Source organism: Porphyromonas pogonae (assembly GCF_036320655.1).
In the GTDB taxonomy this organism is placed as follows: domain Bacteria; phylum Bacteroidota; class Bacteroidia; order Bacteroidales; family Porphyromonadaceae; genus Porphyromonas; species Porphyromonas pogonae.
In genome coordinates this window covers 2,283,914-2,308,656 of record NZ_CP143258.1, presented here as the reverse complement: position 1 = coordinate 2,308,656, position 24,743 = coordinate 2,283,914, and the positions used below count along the sequence as shown (strand labels likewise).

Here is a 24,743-nt window from a genome sequence, read left to right as displayed (position 1 = left end):
AATTAAAATGAATCTACCTATATATTTATACGGACACCCCGTACTCAGGGAAGTATCTGAAGATATTGATAAAGACTATCCTGAACTTGAGGAGCTTATCAAGAACATGAAAGAAACGATGTATCACTCTGATGGAATTGGTCTGGCTGCACCTCAGATTGGACGGGATATCCGCCTTATAGTTATAGATGCTTCGCCTATGGCTGAGGATTTTCCTGAATGTAAAGATTTCAAAAGAGTACTGATCAATGCCAAAATCACTGATTATTCCGATAATGATGTGGTGGAGTATGAAGGATGTTTGAGTGTTCCGGGGATACATGAAAAGGTATCTCGTCCTGACGGTATAACTTTGGAATATGATGATGAAAACTTTGTGCATCACCGTGAAGAGCTTAGCGGATTTGCGGCTCGCGTAGTGCAACATGAGTATGACCACATAGAGGGTAAGATTTTTATAGATCATATATCACCTATCAGAAAGCAACTCATCAAGGCAAAAGTTTTAAATATCATGAAGGGTAAAGTGAATCCTGGTTATAGAGTAGTATCGGCTCCTCAAAATAAAAAGAAATAGTTTATGAGAAGACTGCGTAATTTTTTAATGATGTTAAGTGCCGTTTTGTATGGATCTTTTTCATTATCGGCTCAGATCGACGTAAACAGAGTAATGTCTATAGGACGCAATGCTTTGTATTTTGAAGATTACGTAGTCTCAATAGGGTATTTCAATCAAGTTATTGCTACTCGTCCATGGATGGCAGAGCCGTATTTTTATCGCTCTGTGGCAAAGATTAGCTTGGATGATTTCAGTGGGGCTGACCAAGATGCTTCACAAGCTATTGAGCGCAATGCTTTTATTTCGAAATCTTATCTCGTAAGGGGAATAGCCCGGCAGAACCAAAAACGGTATGAAGAGGCAAAAGCTGATTATATCAAGGGCCTTTCGCTTACGCCTGATAACTTGGGCATGAATTATAACTTGGCTGTAGTGTACATGGCGTTGAAAAAATATAAAGAAGCCCATAAGCAGATAGATGAACTGCGTAGGTTCTCCAAAAAGAATACGCAAGTCCTACTCTTGAAATCTCAATTGTATTTAGAAGAAAAAGATACGACCAATTCTAAAAAGTTATTGGACACTTTGATCTCACAGGATGCTTTTGATGATGCTCCGTATGCTATGAGGTCCCAGATCAATTATACCAAAAACAAATACAAAGAGGCTCTTAAGGATATCGATAAGGCCATCGAACTCAATGGTGATGAGCTTTCTTACCATACCAATAAAGGTATTATGCTCTATCAATTGAATGACCTCAAAGGCTCTATGACTGAGTACTCTTATGTTTTGTCCAAAAATCCTGTGGATAAAATAGCTTTGTTCAACAGAGCTCTTTTGAGGGCTTATGTGGGTGAACTCAATGGGGCTGTTGAAGATCTTGATAATCTCATTAAACTGACCCCTGACAATTACATTGCTATATATAACAGAGGGTTACTGCTCGCACAAATAGGAAGTCATAAAAAAGCCATTGCAGACTTTAACACCGTGATAGGGAAGTATCCCCATTTTTATCAAGGGTTTATTGCACGGTCTCAGTCGAAACGAATGATTAAAGACCTTGCGGGTGCAGATAGAGACTATTGGCATGCTTACGACATGCAAGCTGATTTGAAGAAAAAGTCACCGCAGAGACAAAAAGAAAATGCATTGGAAGCTGCGGGTAAGAAAGAGAAAGAAACCCGTACAGAAGATGATAATACGATAGACAAGTTTAATCTTTTGGTTGTATCAGAACCTTCTGCTACTCCCAAGGTAACTTATAAAAATCAGTTGCGTGGGCGTATTCAGGATCGGGATGTGATGATACAGTCCCGAGGAATGTTTGCTCTTACTTATTACGATAAGTCGGAAACGGATCTTACTCCTGTAAGTTATTATGCCAAAGAATTGGACGATATCAACAAGAAGAACATATTGCCGAAGCGATTGATCTTGTCCAATAAGGAGGCCTCACTTACGGGCGAGCAGATGGCTTTCCACCAGCAAGACATTCAGCAAATATCAGACAAAGTCGAGAATAATGAGATATTATTGATTCGCAGAGGTATTGATTACTTGTTGATGCAAAATCATGATCAGGCCATAGAAGATTTGAGCAATGCTCTCAAAATCAATCCGTCCAATGTGGTTGCTTTATTTGAGCGTGCCGTAGCTACAGTGAAAAAGCAAGAGGCGGAGCACAGCCGTATCAATATAGAAGAGAACGCTGTAAAAGAGAAGTTTGTAGTTACTAATAAGAATAGCATGGGGGTAACTTTGCCACAAGATGCCAAGAAATTTGACAGCCAGTTGTCGCTGGTATTGTATAACCCAATGAAAGATATTGACGAAGTAATCAGGCTGGCCCCTGACTTTGCATACGCTTATTACAATAGGGCTTACATCTTTGCTCAAAACAAAGACGTGGAGCATGCTATTGCAGATTACACCAAAGCTATTAGCCTCAACCCTAAATTTGGAGAGGCATATTTCAATCGTGGATTGCTATATCTCTCAAAAGGAGAGGCTACAAAAGGTAAAAAAGACTTGAGTACGGCAGGCGAATACGGTGTGTATGAGTCGTACAATATTATTAAAAGGATGAATAGCAAATGATTTCCATCAATAACGTAACAGTTGATTTTGGTTCGAAAGTATTATTTGATGATGTAAGTTTTGTAATCTCTCCCAAAGATCGCATTGCCTTGGTAGGTAAGAACGGTGCAGGCAAATCTACTTTGCTCAAACTTATCATGGGGATCAATGAACCCACCTCCGGCAATATAGCTTGTGTCAAAGGAATAACTTTGGGCTATCTGCCACAGGTGATGACTTTCAGAGAGAACAATACCGTATATGAGGAGTGCGAGACGGCTTTTGGGCACATTAAACAGCTCGAGGACGAAGTCGACTCTCTTACTGAAGAGATGTCTTCTCGCACAGACTATGAGTCTGAGTCTTATCAAGATCTTATACAACATTTCTCTAACGTTACGGATAAGCTATCTATATTCCAAACCGGTAATTACCATGCCCTAATAGAAAAAACTTTGATGGGATTGGGTTTTGATAGGACCGATTTTCATAGACCTACCTCAGAATTTAGTGGCGGGTGGCGTATGCGTATTGAATTAGCCAAGATATTACTACAAAAACCGGATGTGCTATTGCTCGACGAACCTACCAATCACTTGGATATAGAATCCATCCAATGGTTGGAAAAGTTTATTGCAGGTAGTTCATCAGCTTTGTTGCTTATCTCGCATGACAGAGCTTTTATTGATGCTACTACTAACAGGACTATCGAGATAGAAATGGGGCGGATATATGACTACAAAACCAATTACAGCCACTATGTAAAGCTTCGTGAAGAACGTCTTGAGCAACAAAGGCGTGCTTATGAGAACCAGCAAAAGGTTATCCAGGATACGGAAGACTTTATTGAACGTTTCAGATACAAGGCTACAAAATCGGTACAAGTGCAAAGCCGTATCAAGCAATTGGAAAAAATAGAGCGTATAGAGTTGGATGAGATTGATCGGCAGGCTATGCATTTCAAATTTATTCCTGCAGTACGTTCTGGAAGTTACCCGGTTATTTGTGAAGATCTCAGAAAGTCTTACGACGATAAGATTGTTTTTGAGCATGCTAATATTACTATCAAACGTGGCGATAAAGTCGCTTTTGTGGGCAAAAACGGATCGGGCAAGTCCACTATGGTTAAATGTATCATGGGACTTATCCATGATTATCAAGGAGAATTAAAAATAGGCCATAATGTAGAGATCGGATACTTCTCCCAAACTCAAAATGCTGAGCTTGACAATAATCTGAGCATCTATGAGACTATCGACCGTGAAGCTGTAGGCGATATCCGTTTACGTATTAACGATCTTCTCGGAGCCTTTATGTTTGGTGGTGAAACAGCGGAAAAAAAGGTGAAAGTGCTGAGTGGAGGAGAGCGTGGAAGACTCTCTATTATCAAACTTTTGCTCAAACCTGCCAATCTCCTTATATTGGACGAACCTACCAATCACTTGGACATGCGCTCAAAAGATGTGCTCAAGGAAGCCATTTCTAATTTTGATGGAACAGTGATTGTCGTTTCACACGACCGTGAATTCCTTGATGGCTTGGTCTCAAGAGTATATGAATTTGCTTGTCACACAGTCATAGAACATTTGGGAGGTATATATGATTGGATTAATAGTAAGGCTGCTTTAGAAGCTGATAGTGGTCAAACTTCTTCTAAAAATGTAACACAGAGCTCTGATATGAGTTGTTCTCAGATCGATTATCGCAAACAAAAAGAGGAAGCAAGAGCCAAAAAGAGTTTGGAAAAAGAGCTCAAGCAGATCGAAAGTGATATCGAGCGATTGGATGATGCGATAAAGGATATTGAATTGAAATTACAAGATCCCAAAAACCTTACTGATGGGGTAATGTATAAACAATATGACGCTTTGAAAAAGGAACAAAATTTACTTTTGACCAAATGGGAACAAATTTCCTTAAGTTTGGGTTAATTTATAATTAATTATTTACTTGATTATTGTATAATAATAAAGTAAATTTGTAAGAGAAAAAATAAACCATAAATATTTTTAGATATGAGAACTAATCTTAGCTCATTGATTTCTCTCACTGATATTCCCGAACAATACTATAGACCCAAAAATGCTTTTGAGCAGACAGTGCTATGTCGCTATGAAAATATCCCAACAGATATTTATCATACCGACATCGAAGCCGCAGCTACACTGGCAAGACATATCGGTAAAGAAATACAAGAGGCTCAAAAAAGCAATAAGCCATATGTATTAGGCTTATCAGGCGGATTATCTCCTGTTATTGTATATAGGCAACTCGTTCGGTTACATGAGGTCGAAAGTCTTAGTTTTGCCAATGTGATTGCTGTGATTTGTTATGAATACTATCCTTTGCCCGAAAATTCTCCTGTAGGCTGCTATGCCAAAATCAAAGAAGAGTTATTGGACAAAGTGGATATCAAGCCTGAGAATATATACTGCCCCAACTCCTCATGTGAGAAAGATATGTTGAGCGAGGTTTGTGACGATTTTGAATCTCACATAGATTCTCTTGGAGGTATAGATCATCTTATTTTAGGTATCGGAGCTTCTACCAATATCGGATTCAATGCTCCCGGTACGCATCCCAATACATATACAAGGCTAGTACTCCTTGATCAGACATCGAAGAAAGAAGCTACTTCTATGTTTTCTTCTATTGAAGCTGTACCTGCGTGTGCTATCAGCTTGGGGATAGCCTCTATTGTGAAGTCCAAAGAGATATCTTTGGTGGCATGGGGAGATAATAAGGCTCGTCAGATAGCCAAAGCAGTAGAGGGTAAAATCACTGACGCTGTACCCGCTTCCATCTTGCAGCAGCATAGTAATGCTAAGGTTTATTTGGATTTAGGGGCAGCATCTCTGCTTACAAGGATAAACCAGCCTTGGCTTGTAACCAATTGCGAATGGAATAATAAGCTTATCCGCCGTGCTATTGTATGGCTTTGTGAAATCACAGGTAAGCCTATTCTCAAACTTACCAATAAGGACTACGCTGATAACGGATTGGGTGAACTTCTGGCTACTTACGGATCTGCTTACAATGTAAACATTAAGATCTTCAATGATATTCAGCACACCATCACTGGTTGGCCGGGAGGTAAACCTAATGCCGACGACAGCAACCGCCCGGAAAGAGCTACTCCTTTCCCCAAGAAAGTGATTATTTTTAGCCCGCACCCCGATGACGATGTAATTTCTATGGGTGGTACTTTTCATAAGCTAGTTCAGCAAGGTCATGATGTGCATGTCGCTTATCAGACTTCGGGTAATATTGCTGTAGGTGATGAGGAAGTTGTACGCTATGTCTCTTATCTGAGAAATGTGTGCCATCATTATGGTAACGACGATAGTCCTATTCTGAAAAGAGCAGAAGAGATCAGGGAGTTTCTCCTTCATGACAAAGTAGAAGGGGAACCTGAGCGTCCTGATGTACGCTTTATGAAAGGTACTATTCGCCGTGAAGAAGCACGTACTGCTTGTAGATATGTAGGAGTAAAAGAGGATCATGTACACTTCTTGGACTTGCCTTTCTATGAAACAGGTACTGTAAAGAAGAATGATCTAGGAGAAGAGGATGTTATGATCGTCAAAGATTTTATTGAAACCATTCAACCTGACCAAATTTTTGTAGCAGGCGATTTGGCTGATCCTCATGGCACACACAAGGTATGCCTGGATGCTATCTTAGCCGCTGTGGATATTTTCAAGGACGACCAATGGTTCAAAAACAACTGTAGAATCTGGATGTATAGAGGCGCATGGGCAGAGTGGGAGATAGAACACATTGAGATGGCTGTACCTATGAGTCCCGAGGAACTTCGTTTCAAGAGAAACAGCATCCTGAAACATCAGTCTCAGATGGAGTCTGCGCCTTTCTTGGGTGACGACGAGCGTTTGTTTTGGCAAAGGGCTGAAGATCGTAACAGAGAGACAGCTAAGTTGTACAGCGATCTTGGGTTGGCTTCATATGAGGCTATCGAGGCTTTTGTACAGTACCATCCCCTTCCTTAATCAAAAAGGATAGTCATTGTAGTAAAGCTTCCTTGGGAGCTTGATTTATTTGACTTATAAGTATAGCTCAAATATAGCAGGGTTTATTTCCTGTCTATGTTTGAGCTATAGTTTTAGAAATACATGTTCTGTACTTATTCCCCTTGATCATTTAGAATGAAGGGATCTGCTTTGTGCTAGTATCCCAAAAAATGTGTAAGCGAATGCTTATCTGTGATTTTGTTGAGGATTCATTTAATTTACATGAAATATGGGAATAGGATGCCAATATTAATAATGTTTTTTCATGCAAATATTTACATGAATTTGTTTTGATGCAACTCTTATAAATTAAATAGCCCCTATTTACTTCAATTGCTGTATTGAAAGGTAAAGGGAGGCTATGTTATAGTTGAAATATTATTCTCTAAAACTTGTATGTAACAGTCATCCTGGCATTGGCTCCTTCGCCCGCAGCCGTATGATTCTTGATGAAAGCCATCCACTGCGATTTGAGTGGCAAATAGTATTTATTAAAGAGGTTATTGACAGCTAGAGACACCGTGAGACTATTAGTAATGTCGTAACTACTTTGTAGTTTCACCGTTGTATAGCCTTTGAGAGGTATTTGTTGATGTTTATAATACCATTCTTGCTTCTGCTCATCAAATATAGGGGCAAACCTTTTTCTATTTCCAACGTGTAAAATATTGAGATCTGCGGACCATTTGGGGGTTATCTGATAACGTACATAACCTGTAGCTTTGGGAGACATGATGGAATTGCTTCCGATATATGTGAGTGTGTGCGGATCATCTACCGCATGTGTCAATCCCTCAACATATGAATATGTAGCACCGAAGCAAAGTTTGCTATCAAAGAAATTAAAATCAACAGAGGCATCTACTCCATAAATAAATTGAGGAGAGCGTGACTCTACGAATCTATTGGTGGATTTCTCAAAAACGACCTCTGTACCCAATTTTGATGTGCTATAATATGCCACTGCTTCGAACCTTACATGGGGGAAATTAGAAATGAAACCAAACTCATAGTTGTTTGTCACAATAGGTTTTATATTAATGTCTTTTAGGTCATTCACTTTAGCATTACGCAGAGTCACCCCTACGTCAGGCAGTGAGAATCCTTGTGAATAGCTCAAATAAGGAATAAATTCGGGATGCTTGATGTAGCGAATACCTACATTAAATGAAGCATTGTTGAATTTGATCGATCCCCCTTTTACTGCTATCGGCTTACTAAATATACCATCAGATTTTACTGAGTAGGGGAGTGTGTTATAGTCTCTTACACTCAAGGACATTACATCATATCTAATACCCGCCTTTACGACCCACTCTTCCTTGTATTTGTAGCTTGATTGGAAATATGGAGCCATATTCTTTAGGGTGAGTGCAGGCATCCAGATTCTTCCGTCAGTCAACGGTTGAGACGTTTTATCTTTTAGCAAGTCCACACCATATGTCAATGATAATTCGTTTCCATTGATATCCAGTCGTGTGTTGAAGTTAGGTCTTATTCCCGCTTTCTGCGAATTGATTTGTGATTGTCCGCCACCCTCAAAGGTAAGTGCATAGAAGAATGTATTTTTTACATCTTGATAATAAAAATCGGTAATAAGCTGGGTTGTATTGTTGAATATCTTGTCTAGCTTATAAGTCAACTGAGTATTAAATGATTCACTACCGGGATCTGTTCCGGGTATAGTGCCGGGGACACCGTATCCAGGTATAAGTTCGTAATCACCTTCTTTGTTAAAGACTTTGAAGATTCTGTCTACCGGAGCAAACTTACTATGTTGTCTGGATTTATAATAAGACATACGCAGATTCAGTGATTGCTGATTGTTAATGTCATAGACAAGTTTGCCCATACTACTTATTGTTTTGGTATTGGCAAGACTATATGTTGGAAACAGGGGAGTGGCTTTTGCATCGTAGATATTGCCTGTATGCTCATAACTACCACTCAAATAATAGCTCCATTTACCTATACCTCCATATAGAGATTGATATATACCCGGGCCTAAGCTATTCTTTAATTTTGTCAGGTTACTTGTTCCCCATATTTGTGTTGTTCCTCCGATAGGTTTGTCTTTGTATGCCGACCGTGTGATATAATTCACAAAACCACCACTGCCGCCTACACCGTATATCGAAGTTGCCCCTTTGATTACTTCTACAGCTTTTAGATCGTTAGGGTTGATTGTTTTCATATCCAAACCTCCGTCTCGCAAAGGTGTTGATTGAGGCACTCCATCGATCATGATGAGCATATTTCGACCGCGAAGAGTTTGTCCGTAGTTGGAATAGGTTCCGGTTGAAGGTGATATGCCAGGAACAGTATATTCAAGTATCTGGCTGATATTGCTCGTATTTAGAGCGAAACTGCGTAACTGTACCGGTGAAACTACAGTGATAGAAGCCGGAATCCTGGATAATTTTTCTGATTGGCGCGTTGATGTTACTACTACTTCTCCCAGTTGTTGTACTTTCAGTGTATCAACATTTTTCTTTTGAGAGGTTTCTTGTGCCTGCACGGAGGAGTATAAAGCACACAGAAGAGATAATGGCAAGATTAGTTTTTTTATTTTCACTTGTAAGTAGATAAAATAATTATAGTATTTTGGGTTTAAAGAGCAACAAAAATAAATAAAAAACAAAACTTATCTGTTGTATTATTGTGGTTTTTGTTCATAATATTTCTGATGTTGTTCAATTGTTTATTGTTTTATGCTTATTTAACATTGAGTCTGTTTAACCAATCATAACCCTTGCTTCTTGTTCGGTTTAGTCTTTCGAAATTGTGATTTAAGGTGTGTTTCTGGGGTAATGAACATAAAAAAGGGATTGTTACTTTTGTGAGTAACAATCCCTTTCGGTTTGTATAATGCAAATAGCCTAAGCTATTACATGTTCATTACAATAATCTTCAAGTCTAAGACTATGATAAAGATTATTCTGCTGATTCTTCTTCTTGTACAGGAGCAGCAGGAGCTTCTTCTTTGTTTTCAGTTTCTTTTGCGACGTTTACGCTTTCGTTTTCTGATTTCACTTCAAAAGGAATATCTACCGATACTTCTTTATGAAGACGTACTTGAGCGTTGTAGTAACCGATTTCTTTCACTGAGCCTTTGATGAAGATAGTCTTGCGATCGATATCAAAACCTTTCTTAGCAAGTTCCTCTGCAACCTGAATGTTAGTAACAGATCCGAAGATAGTACCTGTAGAGCTGGTTTTAGCTGTGATAACAAGGTTTGTTCCTTCCAGTTTGGCTGCTTTTTCTTCAGCTTGCTTTTTGATCTCAGCGATCTTATGAGCACGTTGTTTCAGATTTTCAGCCAATACTTTCTTAGCAGATTCTGTGGCCAGAATTGCTTTACCTTGGGGGATTAGAAAGTTTCTTCCGTAACCGTCTTTTACAGTTACCACATCATCTTTGTAACCAAGATTGATTACGTCTTCTTTCAAAATAACTTCCATTGTATTCTGTCTCCTCTGGTTTTATTATTATTTCATCATGTCTGTTACGTAAGGAAGCAAAGCCAAGTGACGAGCACGCTTTACTGCCTTAGCTATACGACGCTGAAACTTGAGCGAAGTACCTGTGATACGACGAGGAAGTATTTTTCCTTGTTCGTTGAGGAACTTTTTCAAGAACTCAGGGTCTTTGTAGTCGATATACTTGATACCGCTTTTCTTGAAACGGCAATATTTTTTCTTTTTGGTGTCTACTGACAGCGGAGTCAGGTAGCGGATTTCTGAGTTGTTGGATGCCATGATTAGTTCTCCTGTTTGTTAGTAGATGATTTCAAGCTTCTTCTCTTAGCTGCATATTCGGCAGCAAATTTGTCTTGACGGAAAGTCAAGAAACGGATCACACGCTCATCGCGACGGAAGTTTGTTTCCAATAGAGCGATAGTTTCAGGGTTTGCGTTGAATTCAACAAACTGATAAAATCCGGTAGATTTCTTCTGGATTGGGTAAGCCAGTTTCTTCAGGCCCCAATTCTCTTCGTTTACGATCTCAGCACCTTGCTCGCGCAGAAGATTCGTGAATTTTTCTACCGCTTCCTTCATCTGAGCTTCAGACAAAACGGGTGTTAAAATGAAAACGGTTTCGTAATTGTTCATACTCTGTGAGTTATAATTTTGTAAAAAATTTATCGCCTGCAAAGATACGTAAAATATTTATAACCCGAAATATTACAGGTTAATATCATTGCTTTTATAATGCATAGGAGACAATGATATTTCTTGTCTATGCACTTATTTTGTTTAACGTGAGTTCGATATAAGGGATAATAGGAATAATAGAGTTTAGAAAGTGTTGTAAATCAGTGTAATTTCTTATGTATTTCATTGCAAAAGTGGTGAATTATTTGTATCTTAGTAGTTGATAATCAATAAGATATAAACAAACAAAACACCACTTTATGAAAACAAATATAGTTGAAATTTTCTGTCTTACCGATGATTTTTCCAAACTTTTCGATACCTTGATTCAGCAAAGAACCCTTTGCGAAGGAAACAAAAAGCGAAGAAATCGCAAGTTTAGGATGTCCGATGCTGAAATCATGACTATTCTGATTCTTTTCCATCATTCGAGGTATCGCGATTTTAAGTCCTTTTATCTTCAATATATTACGCAACAATGTCATTCGGATTTTCCTTCGTTGGTCTCTTACAATCGTTTTGTGGAATTACAAAGCAAGGTGGCATTCAAACTAATTTCATTTCTCAATATGTGTTGTTTGGGCGAATGCACCGGTATCTCATTCATTGATTCCACACCTTTACGCACCTGCCATATCAAGCGGGCACACGGGCATAAGACCATGAAAGGATGGGCCCAAAAGGGCAAATGCAGTATGGGATGGTTCTATGGTTTCAAACTGCATATTGTGATTAACGACCGGGGTGAAATCATTCAATATCAAATCACACCGGGGAATACGGATGACCGTGCTCCACTTAAAGGCGGAACCTTCACGAAGAAACTATTCGGCAAACTTGTTGGCGACAGAGGATACATCTCACAAAGTCTTTTCGATAAGCTCTTCATTGACGACATACACATGATTACGAAGATAAAGAAAAACATGAAAAACACACTGATGAGCCTGTATGATAGGATATTACTCAGAAAAAGAGCCCTTGTGGAAACCGTTAATGACCTACTCAAAAACGTTTGTCAAATAGAGCATACACGACATAGAAGCGTCAATAATTTCGCCATTAATTTGATTGCCGGCATAATTGCCTACAATCTGCTACCCAAAAAGCCGGAATTAAACCTAGAAATCATACACAATCCATCAACCCTCTTAGTACACCACGCTTAGACCGAACTCACGTTTGTTTAAATAGTGGAGGTCAAACTTATTTATGATAGCTTCTCCTTCAGGCCTCCATCTTTGGCATCCCGATAAGAATAAGAAGGACAACAATATTATGCTATATCTTTTAAATGAAAATATTTCATAAGGCTAAATACTTATTCTACATATCAATTCCCTTCATCGAAATATCTCAATGATTACTCGATGAAGGAAATATCATACAATTTTAAGAAAAAAATTCAGAAGGGGTCATTATTACCCATCTTCAACATGTCTGTTCTTTTCTTTACCATCTCCTCAAACTCTTTCTTGGTCATTACTTTGCCATCAGAGGGAGGTAAGATCTTGTGATCTACTCCATCACTTACCTTGGTAGCGAGGTAGATATATTCCTTCATCGTTGCTTCCAGAATCAATCCCTTTACATTAGCATCAATGGGGCCTGCCTTTATAGGTATATATTCGGTAAACCATATCGTATTAGCTCCGTCTTTTGATACCGCTTTTTGGCATTCATATCCCAGTATTTCTTTCTTTTCTCCTTTGACTACTTCCATGGATTCTATCTGTATGGTATCTTTGATGAGAAAGGTTTTGCCAAAGAAGACCGTCTTATTGAGAAGAGTATTTGTTTTATAATTCTTATACGTGACGTTTTTTAGTTGTTCCGCCATCATGGTATTAAGATCAATTTTCTGCCCCATGAAATTGATCTCCTGCTTCTTATCCGAGGGTAGTTGTCTAAATTCACTTTCACCGTTACTATAGCACATGTTGTAAGTCAATTCTACATTACTGTAGGCATTGACCAGTGACTGTCGCATCTGGTCGGGCAATCCCGCCTCTTTAAAAAGATCGGGTGAATTGGTGTTGAGCTTTGCTGAATACGTTACAGTAAGTTCTTGTGCTTTGAGTCCAGTGACGGTTATCAGAGCCAAGATGAGCCATGTCGAAAATTTACATTGTTTCATCATGTTGATTCGTTTTTGATTAGGTTGAATTAGTATTTTATCACAAAACCGGCTCTTATGCTTCCGGGCATGTAGTCGATTGTTCGGTAATTGGTAAAATAGCTGTTTAGCACAGCCTCGGTCTGTGTCCTACTTGATAGATGTAGTACATCGTTCCCTACTATTTGTAGCGTCATTTTCTCTGTAATCTTGTATCTGCATGTAATGTCATAGTAGGTATTGTGGGTCGTATTTCCGTTAAACCGATAAGTCCTATATCTCATATCCATGGCAGCATATAACTTCTTTGCTGTAAATGACAATTCTGCCAGCCAATCCGTACTATGAAGCGTATTTTTGCCCAAAGAGCTATTGTAACTGCTCATCATGTAATCTATCACGAGCTTACCGTTTAGTCCTTTTTTGTAGTGCGTAGTGATGAGGCTTTGTGTATTCAATACATTGTTTTTAGCTTTGAGCAACTCTTCTTTGTTGTAAAATGGAGTATAGATATGAGTATACATCAGGTTTATTTTGATGTCCAAAGGCATAACCATGAATTTCTGATCAGCAGACGTCATCCAGGTAAACGCTTTTTCTCCGGATACAACTCTTTGGGTAGTTTGATTTATTATGAAGTTCATGGCATAGTCATTGGTGATGTTGTTTTTCTTGTATTCGAAGTTCGCCATGTTTATTAGTGTGAATCCGTTCAATAGATCCATAAATATGTGAGATAGTTCGGCTTTATGCACATATCCATAAAGTTTATTTACATCGCTGTTAGTAATCCTGTTATAGGAGTCTATGTAATAACCATCTATCATGTCCTTGATACTATGAGTCACAAAGGCTTCATTATAGTTGAGGTTTATAAAATTGGTATTCGAAAACTTATATGTCATACGGAGCATGGGTGTTAATAGTATTTTAGGAGTATTCTTGAAATCCCGGTTGATGTTATTCTCAAGTTTTACTGCTTTTAAAGCTGCACCCGTCGTAAATGTTAGTTTGCCGATGTCTTTACTCAATTTCAGGCTAATGTTATTGTCTAGGCATTTTACATAATTGTCGTTGTCGAAATCTGCCACATGGCTATTGGGGGTGAGATTGGTGATCAGATTGTCTTTCTCATACAAACTTTGTGCTCCTATCCTGAGATAATATTGATCGCTCAATCGCAACAGATAAAAAAGCTGTGCGGATAACTTTTGATCCTGATGTTTACTTTTATATTTGTACCGGTCATCCAAGCCTAAGAATTTATTATAAAATATACTGTCCGAAGTAAAATAATACTTGACATCCTGATCGGTTAAGTTCAGGTCAAGGGAAAGGTTTATAGAATTCTTACCTATTTTTTTAATGGCTAAAATATTGTTTTCTGTCGTAATCAGGCTGTTTTTGTTGATACCCAATAAGTTGTTGTTGAATATTTTATTGTCAATATCCTGATTCAAGTAATTCGTAAATAACTTCCCGGTATAGAAAACATTGAATGACCGTGATGGCATAAAAGATAACTTCATATTGGTCAGGAGGTGGGTCTTTTTCTGCAATTCATGGGTCATGTTGTCATAACTAATATGGTTACCGGTGTATTCATAGTGGTCATTACTCCTCAAGTGATAACGATCGAAACCTATCATACCATTCCACAGCACTTTTATTTTCTCTGACGGCATGATTACCGTATTGAGCGAAACAATACCGTTGTCCCTTTTATAGACATTCTTTCTATTGTCAATAAAAGAAGAATAGGTGGATAGTGTTTTTATCATGGCAGCTTGCGGATCTTCATTGGAGAGTAACTCGCTGTAACCACCACTCATTCCGATAATATCTTTTGATCTTAAAACACTTTCTCCTGAGTTATTGGCCGACGCTATACCTGAGATCATCGCATGCTTACCTATGAGTAGCGAAGAGTTTTTTATGAAATATTTACTTTTTACACCTCCTTGAATATCGCCTTGCCCACTCAACCGTCCTTTCATTTTGCCGTTTACATTCAGGTTGATAACTGTTTGGTTCGAGGTCTTGAACCCATCTAAGATGTTGTATTCTGAGTAATTGTCTATAACATTGACGCTGTTTATGCCCTCTGCTCCCAGGTTCTCCATTGGAGTGGAAGTATTGCCTTGAAACAGATCTTGCTTCTCTACCAATATTTTACTTACAGACTTTCCGTTGGCAGTGATTGCATTTGTGTTGCGGTCTATGTTTATGCCCGGCAATTTTTCAAGAATATCGCGAACGTTCTTTTCTTGCCCTGTTTTGTAATAATTGGTAAAATAAGTGGTAGTATCCCCCTGTTTCTTGATCCCGCTAGACTTTACAGTAACCTCATGAAGCTCAATGATCTTCTCATTCATTGTCAAATCAACTTTCATCTCGGTATTATTGAAGAGCATAAGCCTTTTTTTGAGAGGTTGAAGTCCTACTGCTGTGGCTTCGATGAAATAAGTATTAGGTTTCAAAGTTGCAAAGACATAGCTGCCGTCTTTTTTACTTATTGAGGTTGCTATTGGCGAATTGTCTTTATCCAAAATAAGTTTCAGCGATATGTTGCCTAACGGCTTGCCGTCTCCGTCGTATACATGCCGCTGATGCTACTTTGGCTATAAGCAGTGATGACATGGGAGAGAAGAATGAGTGTATAGAGAAGTCGAGTGAATTTCATCTTTATTTAGCTTCATGGGTACATGTTTTGATCCGAGCCGCAACGATCTCAAATTTAGATTTTTTTTTCGGATTTCGGATCATATAAAATATTTTATTTCCACTATATATCTGCTTTATTATCTAACCTAAAGTATCATGGTTTTATTGAGATTGGTATTATCATTAGTCACACTCTTCAAGTTTTCATCATGGGATGTCGGGGCATCCTTGTTTTGGTCGTATCTATTTAGGTTGTGGATTAGCATTTTTCAGGCGCTCCAGGCTTATTTTGACAAAATGTCAAAAATACATCTCCCGGATTAAGGTATAGGTCCTTTTGTAAGTCTCTGGGAGTTCCGTAACTAAATAAGAGTAAAATATGCGGATAATAATTAGTTGTAGTTGTATCTTATGAAAAAAACAGGTCTTATTTAGACAAAATTCAAATAAGAATACGCTTTTGTTATCCTCGAATGAAGTAAGAGTGGAGGCTAAATAAACAAAACTTGCTATTTCGCCCATAAAATAAAGATCTGAAATAATCCTTTCCCCATTATAATTTTTATTTTGTAATACTTTGCAAATAAGAAGTTTTGTGTAATGCAGCCAGATTTCATTATGATAAGTCTGTTGTCCGTATACATAGGACCATCGTCCGTGTATACACGGACGATTATCCTTATATACAAAGACGATTGACCTTATACGATGTCTCAGTGCTTCGTGTACGATGAATTTAAACGGATGGTATGGTAAATTGTCAGAAGTGAAAAGATAAATTTTACCACCGTAGCTGAGCGGATTGCATTTCAACAGGAATGTCTCTGTGCCTTTGATCCGGATGAAAGCATGTAATTCACTCCCGGAAAAGTGGAGGGTAAGATTTAAAGTGTGTTTTTGGATGTGATTAATTTAGACCAATGAGTAAAGCCCGCTCACTCTCTATATTCGCTGGATAAGGAGAGGTACAGCTGGAGTGATCTCACGATTATGAGGGAAAACAAGGGAATATGCAAGGATTATACATGAATGCAGCAGTAGTCTTTTATTCTGAACGATAGCATAAAATTGCCATGCCTTACTTGATGAAGACTGAGCGCCATACATGTCGGTTATGGTGTACTGACCCCGTAGAGTGCTGTATACTTTATTTGTATTGCTATTCTTAGTATAGAGAGTCATATAAGACGAAATAAATAAGAGTATAAATAGTATAAATTACGTTTAACAAAGATACAACATCGTACCTCCCTTTGTCAAGACCTCGAAATTCGAGAGTAATGTGTGGGAAGGGTAAAATGTGCAACACAGCCAGTTTCTCTGACAAAATGTAAGTTTTTTATCTATTACGATACTTTACGATTATTTTCTTTTTCATCTTGTAGTCTTATTATAAGGATTGGTAAGGGGGCAGTTCCATGACTTCAAAGATAAATTTATAGTAATTAATGATTGTATTTGAGTTGATATCATAAATAAACATCTTATTGGATTGATAGTGGCATAATATTTGCTGTGTAGATGTGTGCGAGGTGGGAACGTGCATCCCTTCAATGCTGGATATTTAAGGTTGTAAGCTTTGTTTTGCACGATTCTTGACGGTTTTAGCAAACATTTTCCGGGCTATGCCGGCTCTCAAAGGTTAAGTGAAGGATTTATTGTATTTTTGTAAACAATTAGCGCCGTTGCAATGAGGGCGCAAGAGTACGAGGAGATAAAATTGATGATTAATAAAAATAAACAGATACGTTTTTTTGACGAAGTAGACGATGATACTTGTCCCACCGTCTTTCCTATCCTTTCGATGTGCGAAGAAGATGAGGACTTTAAAATAGACATGGCAGACTTGCCGGAGGAATTACCCATCTTGGCGTTGAGGAATATGATTTTATTCCCTGGTGTGGCTATGCCCATACTGGTGGGACGGGAAAAATCGCTCAAGCTCATCAAGATGGCGGAGAAGAAAAGCCTATATTTCGGAGCAATATCCCAAAAAGACATTAATGTAGAGGATCCTGCAAAAGATGATCTGTACAATGTAGGTGTTATCGCTGAGGTGCTACGTGTAATAGAGATGCCGGATGGATCTACCACGGCTATCATTCAGGGACGGCAGCGTTTCAGACTCAATGAGATCACAGCTACAGAGCCTTACCTCAAGGGACGTGTGACTTTACTACCCGACCTCATGCCCAAGAACAAGGACAAAGAGTTCGATGTGCTTGTGTCGACCATTCAGGAGCTCAGTCTCAAGATGATGAGCACCATGAACGAACAAATACCTCGTGAGGTGATCGTAGCACTGCGCAATAATAAAAACCCTCTGTACCAAATCAATTTTGCTTCTGCCAATGTCACAAACTCAATAGAAGAGAAGCAACATTTGCTGGAGATGAACGACTTGAAGGAACGCGGTTTCAGGTTGCTTTATCTGCAACATCAGGAGTTGCAGTTGCTTGAACTCAAAGCAAGCATCCAGAATCGTACCCGTGAGGAGATGGACAAGCAGCAGAAGGAGTATTACCTGCAACAACAGATCAAGGCTATCCAAGAAGAACTTGGTGGCAATATGAATGATATAGAGGCCGCCGAGCTACGCAAAAAAGCACGTAGTAAGAAGTGGAGCGATGAGGTGGGAGAGATCTTCGAGCGTGAGGTGAAGAAGCTGGAGCGTTTGCATCAGCAAAGCCCCGACTACTCTATCCAACTGCAATACTTACAGACGATAGTGGATCTGCCTTGGAATCAGTTCAGCAAGGACAATTTCAATCTTGACAGGGCACAACAGATCCTGGATCGTGAGCATTTCGGTCTGGAAAAGGTGAAGGAGCGTATCATAGAACATCTCGCCGTGCTCAAACTCAAAGGCGATATGAAATCGCCTATTATCTGTCTGTATGGCCCTCCCGGAGTAGGAAAGACTTCACTGGGACGCAGCATAGCAGAAAGTCTTGGACGTAAGTATGTACGTATCTCTTTGGGTGGTGTGCATGACGAGGCTGAGATCAGAGGCCATCGTCGCACCTATATCGGAGCTATGAGCGGGCGTATCATCCAGAGCTTGCAAAAGGCCGGAACATCCAACCCTGTATTTGTATTGGATGAGATAGATAAGATCGACAACGACTTCAAAGGTGATCCCGCATCTGCTTTGTTGGAAGTGTTGGATCCGGAGCAAAATAAAGCTTTTCATGACAACTATCTGGATATCGATTATGACCTGAGCAACGTGCTTTTTATTGCTACAGCCAATAACCTCTCTACAATATCCCAGCCGCTAAGAGATCGTATGGAACTTATAGAGGTAACAGGATATATTGCTGAAGAAAAAGTACAGATCGCTTCCAAACACTTGGTGCCTAAGGTGCTTGCCGAGCATGGCTTCAAGAAGGGTGAGATCAAGTTTTCCAAGAAAGCTCTTGAGTCTATCATCGAGGACTATACTCGTGAAAGCGGTGTGAGAGGGCTGGAGAAACAGCTTGCCAAGGTGGCGAGAAAGATAGCTCGTGTCAAAGCTTCCGGAGGAGATGTATTGTATAAGGTGGAGCCCAAGGATTTGAAAGAATTGCTGGGTGCACCCCGATTTATGCGTGATAAATATCAGGGCAACGGGTATGCCGGTGTAGTTACCGGGCTTGCATGGACCAGTGTAGGAGGTGAAATACTCTATGTTGAAAGTAGCTTGCATACGGGACAGCAGTCCAAACTCACTCTTACGGGAAATTTGGGGGATGTGATGAAAGAATCAGCCATTTTGGCGCTGGACTATGTGAGGGCTCATGCCTCGGAACTGGGTATTACACCGGATATGTTCAAAGACAAGGAAGTACACATACACGTCCCTGAAGGTGCTATACCTAAGGATGGTCCCAGTGCCGGTATCACTATGGTGACATCACTGGTATCAGCCATTACGAAGCGTAAGGTGAAGTCCAATTTGGCTATGACCGGTGAAATTACGCTGAGAGGAAAAGTCCTGCCGGTAGGAGGCATCAAAGAAAAGATACTTGCGGCCAAACGCTCAGGGATTACGGAGATAATCCTGTGCTCAGAAAACAAGAAGGATATTGACGAAATCAATGATATGTACCTCAAAGGTCTTGTGTTTCATTATGTCCAAGATATCAATGAAGTGCTCAAAGAGGCTTTGCTTGATGAAACAGCAGAATAAAAAGAATAATACATGAATCAGCCGGATACGAAACAGCAGGTGGCACAGGTAATAGCCAGATGTAGGAGTCTCTTTGAGAAGAAGCTTCATGATTATGGTGCTGCGTGGCGTATTATGCGTCCGCAGTCATTGACTGACCAACTTTATATCAAAACCAACCGTATCCGGAGCATTCAGCTCAAGGGTGAGTCGCTGGTAGGCGAAGGTATAATCCCCGAATTTATAGGCATAGTCAACTATGGCATAATAGCCCTGATACAGCTTAATCGCCCTCTGGTAGACGAGCCGGACATCAATGAGGAGGAAGCTCTCAAGCTCTACGATGTGTATGCAGCTATGACTACTGATCTCTTGGATAAGAAAAATCATGACTATGGTGAGGCATGGCGTCAAATGCGTGTTTCGTCCTATGTAGATCTTATCTTGTCAAAGATATACCGTACCAAACAGATTGAGGATCTCAATGGTAAAACACTGGTGAGTGAAGGAATCGATGCGAATTATATGGACATGATCAATTATGCCATATTCGCACTAATTCAATTGGGCGAATGTTGAGAAAGGTTTTGGTAGAGGTATGCCGTGTATTACTTGGTGTAGTATTCATCTTTTCAGGCTTAGTCAAATCTATTGACCCTGTAGGCGGTGCCATAAAAATAGGGGAGTATCTGGATTCCTTCCATCTCCCCCATACGGCTACTACTGATTTATATTTATCCATGGGATTGAGTGGCTTTGAGTTTATACTCGGGGCATTTATTCTGATGGGCATTTACCGGCGAATAAGTTCTAAGCTTATATTCGCCGTTATGTGTTTTATGACATTGCTGACGCTATATTTGGCTCTTTTCAATCCGGTATCAGACTGCGGATGTTTCGGAGATGCCGTGAAGCTCACCAATTGGGAGACATTTGCTAAAAATCTTATTCTGCTGCCCGCCTCCTATTATTATATGAAATATCCGAGGCTATGTGCACATCTTTTTTCGTCTCGCGGCAGATGGTTGCCCGGGATCATAGCGGTATGTGGTATTGTCTATTTCATGGTAGGCAATTATATGCACCTTCCTATCAAAGATTTCAGACCTTACAAAGTAGGAGCCGATCTCAGAGCTCTTACACATATCCCTCCCGGTGCTCCTACAGACGAATATGAGCATACCTTTGTCTACAAAAAGGAGGGAGAGCAAAAGGAGTTTGATATGAATGATCTGCCTGATAGTAGCTGGAGTTTTGTGGAACGTCGCGACAAGCTGATTAAAAAGGGCTATACACCGCCTATCAATGACTTTGCTCTTTTTGATGATGAGGGAGAAAACATTGCAGATACTATACTGGCAGATAGTAAGGGAGTGATTATGCTCATGGCTCCCCACTGGTCGGGGGCTGATCAGTCAAAAATAGCTCAGATATCAGAAGTATATAACTATGCAGAGGCTCACGGGTATAGGTTTTATGGTGTATCGGGATCTTCGGATAGAGATATGAGCCAATGGAAATATCAGACAGGGGCTGACTACCCGATGCTCTTTATGGATGCTACCACAGTGAAAACGGTGGTGCGTGGCAATCCTGGTTTGGTATTGCTCAAAGACGGCAAGATTATAGACAAAATCAACTTCTATGATTTTCCCGCTGTAAATGACGTGCCCACATTTTTCAAACAGGAATTTGAGGAGATGAATCCCCATGATCGCCACAAAAGCTCTGCAATATTGTTATACATATGGAGTGGACTGGTATTGATAGGATTGATAAGAAGAATAATCCGAGAAAATAGAATAGCTTTCAAAAAAAATAAATGACTTTTTTAATTTGGTAAAGTAGAAACAGAAATGAGAAAAAACATTGTAGCCGGGAACTGGAAAATGAACAAGACTCTTCAGGAAGGTCTTGCATTGGCACAGGAACTGAATGATGCCCTGAAAGGTAAAAGCGTTAATTGCGACGTGGTTATCGGAACTCCGTTTATTCATCTTGCAAGCGTGGCACAAGCCATCGATACCGACAAGATCGGTGTAGCCGCAGAAAACTGTGCAGACAAGGCCGAAGGAGCGTATACAGGTGAAGTATCTGCCAAGATGGTTGCATCTACCGGTGCTAAGTATGTGATATTGGGTCACTCTGAGCGTCGTGCATATTACGGTGAGACTTCGGAGATTCTTACAGACAAAGTAAATTTGGCTCTTGAAAACGGACTTACTCCTATTTTTTGTATAGGAGAGGTAAAGGAAGAGCGTGAAGCCGGTAAGCATTTTGAAGTTGTAGAGGAGCAAATCAAGAGTGCTTTGTTCGGCCTTTCGTCAGAAGACTTTGCTAAATTGGTATTGGCTTATGAGCCTGTTTGGGCTATTGGTACAGGGCTTACTGCAACCTCGGATCAGGCAGAAGAGATTCATGCTCACATACGTGGTTTTATAGCAGGTAAATATGGTGAGGAAATAGCCGAAAATTGTACTATCCTTTACGGAGGAAGCTGTAATGCCGGTAATGCTAAGGACCTTTTCAGCCGTCCGAATGTCGATGGTGGTCTGATCGGTGGAGCTTCTCTTGCAGTAGATAAATTCATGCCTATTATCGAAGCATTCTAAGTTTATTATACGAGGGGGAAAGGGCTAGGACTATCGGATCAGATAAATTCTTTAACTTTGCCCCTCGATAACAAAAATGATATACATTAAACCATGATCCATTATGAGACGATTATTAAATAGCTTATTGCTTTGTTGCAGTCTTATGTTTATTTTTACTTCTGCAATGTCGGCTCAGCAGCCCCTGACAGGGACCAATCATAATTCCGCAGGTAACATATTCGACGCATTGTCTGCTTCTAACCCCCGAGAGGGTGTTGTGACCATAGAACAATCTGAAAGTATCAGATCCCGTGTGGGAAAAGTGTCTTTGAGAGGAAATGCTGTATTGGGTCAGGATGGTAATGTGACTATTGTATCGGGTTTCAGGATACAGGCATACAATGGTAATATGAGGAATTCTAAGGAAGAGGTATATGCGCGTATGAATAAAATACGCCAGATATTGCCGGAGTACAACTGTTATATACAATACAAAGCTCCCTTTTGGAGATTACTTGTAGGTGACTTCCTCACAAGTCAGGAAGCAGTGGAAGTGAGTAGCAGACTCAAGACTGCTCTACCTCATGTATCCAAGGAAGTGTATATTGTAAAAGATCGTGTCAATATCAAGAATTATTCAGATATCAATGAACAGCTTTAAATCTAACGAAGACAATCAGGCTATCCTGCAATTGGAAGACCTGTATGCACAGGTGCTACCCCTTATAGGAGAAGATCCGGAACGAGAAGGACTTGTAAAAACACCTCATCGTGTAGCTAAAGCCTTGAAATTCCTTACCCAAGGCTATAAGCAGGATCCTAGGCAAATACTTACCTCTGCGATGTTCAAAGAGGACTATAAACAGATGGTAATTGTAAAGGATATTGATTTCTTCTCCATGTGTGAGCATCATATGTTGCCATTCTTCGGTAAAGCGCACATTGGATATATTCCTAATGGCTATATAACGGGACTGAGTAAACTACCTCGGGTAGTAGATGTATTTGCTCGTCGATTGCAAGTGCAGGAAAGACTTACCACTCAGATCAAAGAGTGTATACAACAGACATTGAACCCTCTGGGCGTTATTGTAGTGATAGAAGCTCAGCATATGTGTATGCAGATGCGTGGTGTGGAAAAACAAAACTCTACGACTACTACCAGTGACTTTACAGGAGCATTCAAAGAGGCAAAGACAAGGGAAGAATTCTTGCAACTTATTCATAGGAAGTGAGCTCTCTGTGCGGTCTTATACCGCGGTTTATTGAGAAAATCGTTCCTGATTTAGACTTATTTATATGCCGATCAGAGCAAGTGGAGTCACTCCATTTACTCTAATCGGCAAATTTTTGTCTCTTGTGGTTTCATCGTGTTGAGAGAAGAATATTTTATGGGTATCTTCTGCTCACAAGGAAAAGAGAATATAAAGTAGTAGCTTTGCGCTATAATGTAATGTATAACAAATGAGTTGTTCTATGAATCTTGTACGAGGGCTGAAAAAGTATAGTTTGGTCATAGCTATGCTGGCGGGTATTTTCTTGTGGCAGCCGTTATCGTATCTCTCTTTTCTTATTCCTTTTATGATCTTTGGGATGTTATTCTTTACTTTTGTAAAGATATCCCCGGCTTCTATCAGACTTGCACCCACGCATATGCTTATTATGGTGTTGCAGGTAATACTTGCAATTCTGTTTTACATTATTTTTAATCCCTTAAATGCTATTTTGGCGCAGGGCTTTCTGATTTGCTTTTTAGCTCCGGCGGCCACTGCCTCTTCGGTGGTGATAGGGATTCTCAATGGAGATATAGGTTATGGTACTGCTTACGTTTTGCTGTCGCACATCCTCATTGCTTTTATAGGACCGGTTATTTTCTCCTATATTGATTATGTGAATTTGCCTTTTTGGCAATCGGTTTATCATATTTTCTCAGGTATAATCCCCCTTATTATAGTCCCGCTTCTTTTAGCTTGGATAATAAAAGGAGTAATGCCTAAGATCAGTAATAGATTGTTTGCAAATAGTAAGCTTCCCTATTGGTTTTGGATTACATCATTATCTCTGATATTGGCAAAAACAGTAAAGTATATTGCCAATCAGCCGGATAAAGATGTTGCTTTACTTATACTCTTGTGCATTGTAGGGCTTGTGTCAGCTGTGATACAGTTCTATTTGGGAAACAAGATAGGAACCTTCAGAGTAAATAAGGATACTGTAACAACTCGGCAGAGTTTTGGACAGAAAAATACGTCTTTGGCAATATGGATGGCATTGAGCTATTTGAATCCGCTGTGTTCCATCGCTCCTGCTAGCTATGTGATCTGGCAAAACTTATTTAATTCATACCAGATCTATCAATTTGAAAAGAAAAATAATAAATTATGATAATACAATCC

Annotated in this window: 18 protein-coding genes; 12 read left to right on the top strand and 6 right to left on the bottom strand. The window is 39.6% G+C overall.

Going from position 1 to position 24,743, the window contains the following annotated elements:
- Positions 1-7 precede the first annotated feature (7 nt).
- From def to VYJ22_RS09170, 4 genes are all read left to right on the top strand, one after another.
- Entirely contained in the window at positions 8-577 is a 570-nt protein-coding gene (gene def, locus VYJ22_RS09185; protein WP_329903701.1) for a peptide deformylase, read from the top strand.
- Positions 578-580: 3 nt separating this feature from the next.
- Complete coding sequence (locus VYJ22_RS09180) at positions 581-2,662, top strand: tetratricopeptide repeat protein (RefSeq protein ID WP_329903699.1); 2,082 nt, start codon at positions 581-583, stop codon at positions 2,660-2,662.
- Positions 2,659-4,572 carry an ABC-F family ATP-binding cassette domain-containing protein gene (locus VYJ22_RS09175; RefSeq protein WP_329903698.1) on the top strand — a complete coding sequence of 638 codons (1,914 nt, stop codon included), beginning with the start codon at positions 2,659-2,661 and terminating at the stop codon, positions 4,570-4,572. The genes VYJ22_RS09180 and VYJ22_RS09175 overlap by 4 nt, the downstream gene beginning before the upstream one ends.
- A gap of 84 nt (positions 4,573-4,656) precedes the next feature.
- Positions 4,657-6,648 (top strand): glucosamine-6-phosphate deaminase, encoded by a 1,992-nt coding sequence (locus VYJ22_RS09170; protein WP_329903697.1) that lies wholly within the window; start codon positions 4,657-4,659, stop codon positions 6,646-6,648.
- A gap of 406 nt (positions 6,649-7,054) precedes the next feature.
- On the opposite strand, the gene VYJ22_RS09165 is transcribed toward VYJ22_RS09170, so the two are convergent.
- The 4 genes from VYJ22_RS09165 to rpsF all read right to left on the bottom strand — a co-directional run bounded on the left by VYJ22_RS09165 (position 7,055) and on the right by rpsF (position 10,781).
- Positions 7,055-9,244, bottom strand: coding sequence for a TonB-dependent receptor (locus VYJ22_RS09165; protein ID WP_329903696.1), 2,190 nt, complete (start codon positions 9,242-9,244; stop codon positions 7,055-7,057).
- Positions 9,245-9,603: 359 nt separating this feature from the next.
- Positions 9,604-10,131, bottom strand: a complete 528-nt coding sequence (gene rplI, locus VYJ22_RS09160; RefSeq protein ID WP_329903695.1) for a 50S ribosomal protein L9 — start codon at positions 10,129-10,131, stop codon at positions 9,604-9,606.
- 27 nt (positions 10,132-10,158) lie between these two features.
- Positions 10,159-10,428, bottom strand: coding sequence for a 30S ribosomal protein S18 (rpsR, locus tag VYJ22_RS09155; RefSeq protein ID WP_329903693.1), 270 nt, complete (start codon positions 10,426-10,428; stop codon positions 10,159-10,161).
- A 2-nt stretch (positions 10,429-10,430) separates the two neighbouring features.
- Entirely contained in the window at positions 10,431-10,781 is a 351-nt protein-coding gene (gene rpsF, locus VYJ22_RS09150) for a 30S ribosomal protein S6 (protein ID WP_329903692.1), read from the bottom strand.
- A gap of 302 nt (positions 10,782-11,083) precedes the next feature.
- On the opposite strand from rpsF, the gene VYJ22_RS09145 reads away from it, so the two are divergent.
- Positions 11,084-11,992 (top strand): IS982 family transposase, encoded by a 909-nt coding sequence (locus VYJ22_RS09145; protein WP_159036305.1) that lies wholly within the window; start codon positions 11,084-11,086, stop codon positions 11,990-11,992.
- A gap of 236 nt (positions 11,993-12,228) precedes the next feature.
- On the opposite strand, the gene VYJ22_RS09140 is transcribed toward VYJ22_RS09145, so the two are convergent.
- Positions 12,229-12,963 carry a GLPGLI family protein gene (locus VYJ22_RS09140; protein ID WP_329903691.1) on the bottom strand — a complete coding sequence of 245 codons (735 nt, stop codon included), beginning with the start codon at positions 12,961-12,963 and terminating at the stop codon, positions 12,229-12,231.
- Positions 12,964-12,989: 26 nt separating this feature from the next.
- Positions 12,990-15,488, bottom strand: coding sequence for a hypothetical protein (locus tag VYJ22_RS09135; RefSeq protein WP_329903690.1), 2,499 nt, complete (start codon positions 15,486-15,488; stop codon positions 12,990-12,992).
- A 1,838-nt stretch (positions 15,489-17,326) separates the two neighbouring features.
- Between VYJ22_RS09135 and lon the strand changes: the two genes are divergently transcribed.
- The 7 genes from lon to VYJ22_RS09100 all read left to right on the top strand — a co-directional run bounded on the left by lon (position 17,327) and on the right by VYJ22_RS09100 (position 24,732).
- A complete protein-coding gene (gene lon, locus VYJ22_RS09130; RefSeq protein WP_329903688.1) occupies positions 17,327-19,774 on the top strand; it encodes an endopeptidase La in 2,448 nt (815 codons plus the stop codon).
- A gap of 12 nt (positions 19,775-19,786) precedes the next feature.
- Positions 19,787-20,332, top strand: coding sequence for a DUF1599 domain-containing protein (locus VYJ22_RS09125; protein WP_329903687.1), 546 nt, complete (start codon positions 19,787-19,789; stop codon positions 20,330-20,332).
- A complete protein-coding gene (locus tag VYJ22_RS09120) occupies positions 20,326-21,579 on the top strand; it encodes a BT_3928 family protein (RefSeq protein ID WP_329903685.1) in 1,254 nt (417 codons plus the stop codon). The genes VYJ22_RS09125 and VYJ22_RS09120 overlap by 7 nt, the downstream gene beginning before the upstream one ends.
- 30 nt (positions 21,580-21,609) lie before the next feature.
- Positions 21,610-22,365 carry a triose-phosphate isomerase gene (gene tpiA / locus VYJ22_RS09115; protein ID WP_329903684.1) on the top strand — a complete coding sequence of 252 codons (756 nt, stop codon included), beginning with the start codon at positions 21,610-21,612 and terminating at the stop codon, positions 22,363-22,365.
- A gap of 103 nt (positions 22,366-22,468) precedes the next feature.
- Positions 22,469-23,008 (top strand): SPOR domain-containing protein, encoded by a 540-nt coding sequence (locus tag VYJ22_RS09110; RefSeq protein ID WP_329903683.1) that lies wholly within the window; start codon positions 22,469-22,471, stop codon positions 23,006-23,008.
- On the top strand, positions 22,995-23,582 hold the full coding sequence (gene folE, locus VYJ22_RS09105) for a GTP cyclohydrolase I FolE (RefSeq protein ID WP_329903682.1): 588 nt from the start codon (positions 22,995-22,997) through the stop codon (positions 23,580-23,582). The genes VYJ22_RS09110 and folE overlap by 14 nt, the downstream gene beginning before the upstream one ends.
- A 241-nt stretch (positions 23,583-23,823) precedes the next feature.
- Entirely contained in the window at positions 23,824-24,732 is a 909-nt protein-coding gene (locus VYJ22_RS09100) for a transporter (RefSeq protein WP_329903680.1), read from the top strand.
- Positions 24,733-24,743: the final 11 nt, after the last annotated feature.

Bases quoted from the DNA above. Each gene is read 5' to 3' on its own strand.
- def (WP_329903701.1), top strand. From the start codon at position 8: ATGAATCTACCTATATATTTATACGGACACCCCGTACTCAGGGAAGTA.
- VYJ22_RS09180 (WP_329903699.1), top strand. From the start codon at position 581: ATGAGAAGACTGCGTAATTTTTTAATGATGTTAAGTGCCGTTTTGTAT.
- VYJ22_RS09175 (WP_329903698.1), top strand. From the start codon at position 2,659: ATGATTTCCATCAATAACGTAACAGTTGATTTTGGTTCGAAAGTATTA.
- VYJ22_RS09170 (WP_329903697.1), top strand. From the start codon at position 4,657: ATGAGAACTAATCTTAGCTCATTGATTTCTCTCACTGATATTCCCGAA.
- rplI (WP_329903695.1), bottom strand. From the start codon at position 10,131: ATGGAAGTTATTTTGAAAGAAGACGTAATCAATCTTGGTTACAAAGAT.
- rpsR (WP_329903693.1), bottom strand. From the start codon at position 10,428: ATGGCATCCAACAACTCAGAAATCCGCTACCTGACTCCGCTGTCAGTA.
- rpsF (WP_329903692.1), bottom strand. From the start codon at position 10,781: ATGAACAATTACGAAACCGTTTTCATTTTAACACCCGTTTTGTCTGAA.
- VYJ22_RS09145 (WP_159036305.1), top strand. From the start codon at position 11,084: ATGAAAACAAATATAGTTGAAATTTTCTGTCTTACCGATGATTTTTCC.
- VYJ22_RS09140 (WP_329903691.1), bottom strand. From the start codon at position 12,963: ATGATGAAACAATGTAAATTTTCGACATGGCTCATCTTGGCTCTGATA.
- lon (WP_329903688.1), top strand. From the start codon at position 17,327: ATGATTAATAAAAATAAACAGATACGTTTTTTTGACGAAGTAGACGAT.
- VYJ22_RS09125 (WP_329903687.1), top strand. From the start codon at position 19,787: ATGAATCAGCCGGATACGAAACAGCAGGTGGCACAGGTAATAGCCAGA.
- VYJ22_RS09120 (WP_329903685.1), top strand. From the start codon at position 20,326: ATGTTGAGAAAGGTTTTGGTAGAGGTATGCCGTGTATTACTTGGTGTA.
- tpiA (WP_329903684.1), top strand. From the start codon at position 21,610: ATGAGAAAAAACATTGTAGCCGGGAACTGGAAAATGAACAAGACTCTT.
- VYJ22_RS09110 (WP_329903683.1), top strand. From the start codon at position 22,469: ATGAGACGATTATTAAATAGCTTATTGCTTTGTTGCAGTCTTATGTTT.
- folE (WP_329903682.1), top strand. From the start codon at position 22,995: ATGAACAGCTTTAAATCTAACGAAGACAATCAGGCTATCCTGCAATTG.
- VYJ22_RS09100 (WP_329903680.1), top strand. From the start codon at position 23,824: ATGAATCTTGTACGAGGGCTGAAAAAGTATAGTTTGGTCATAGCTATG.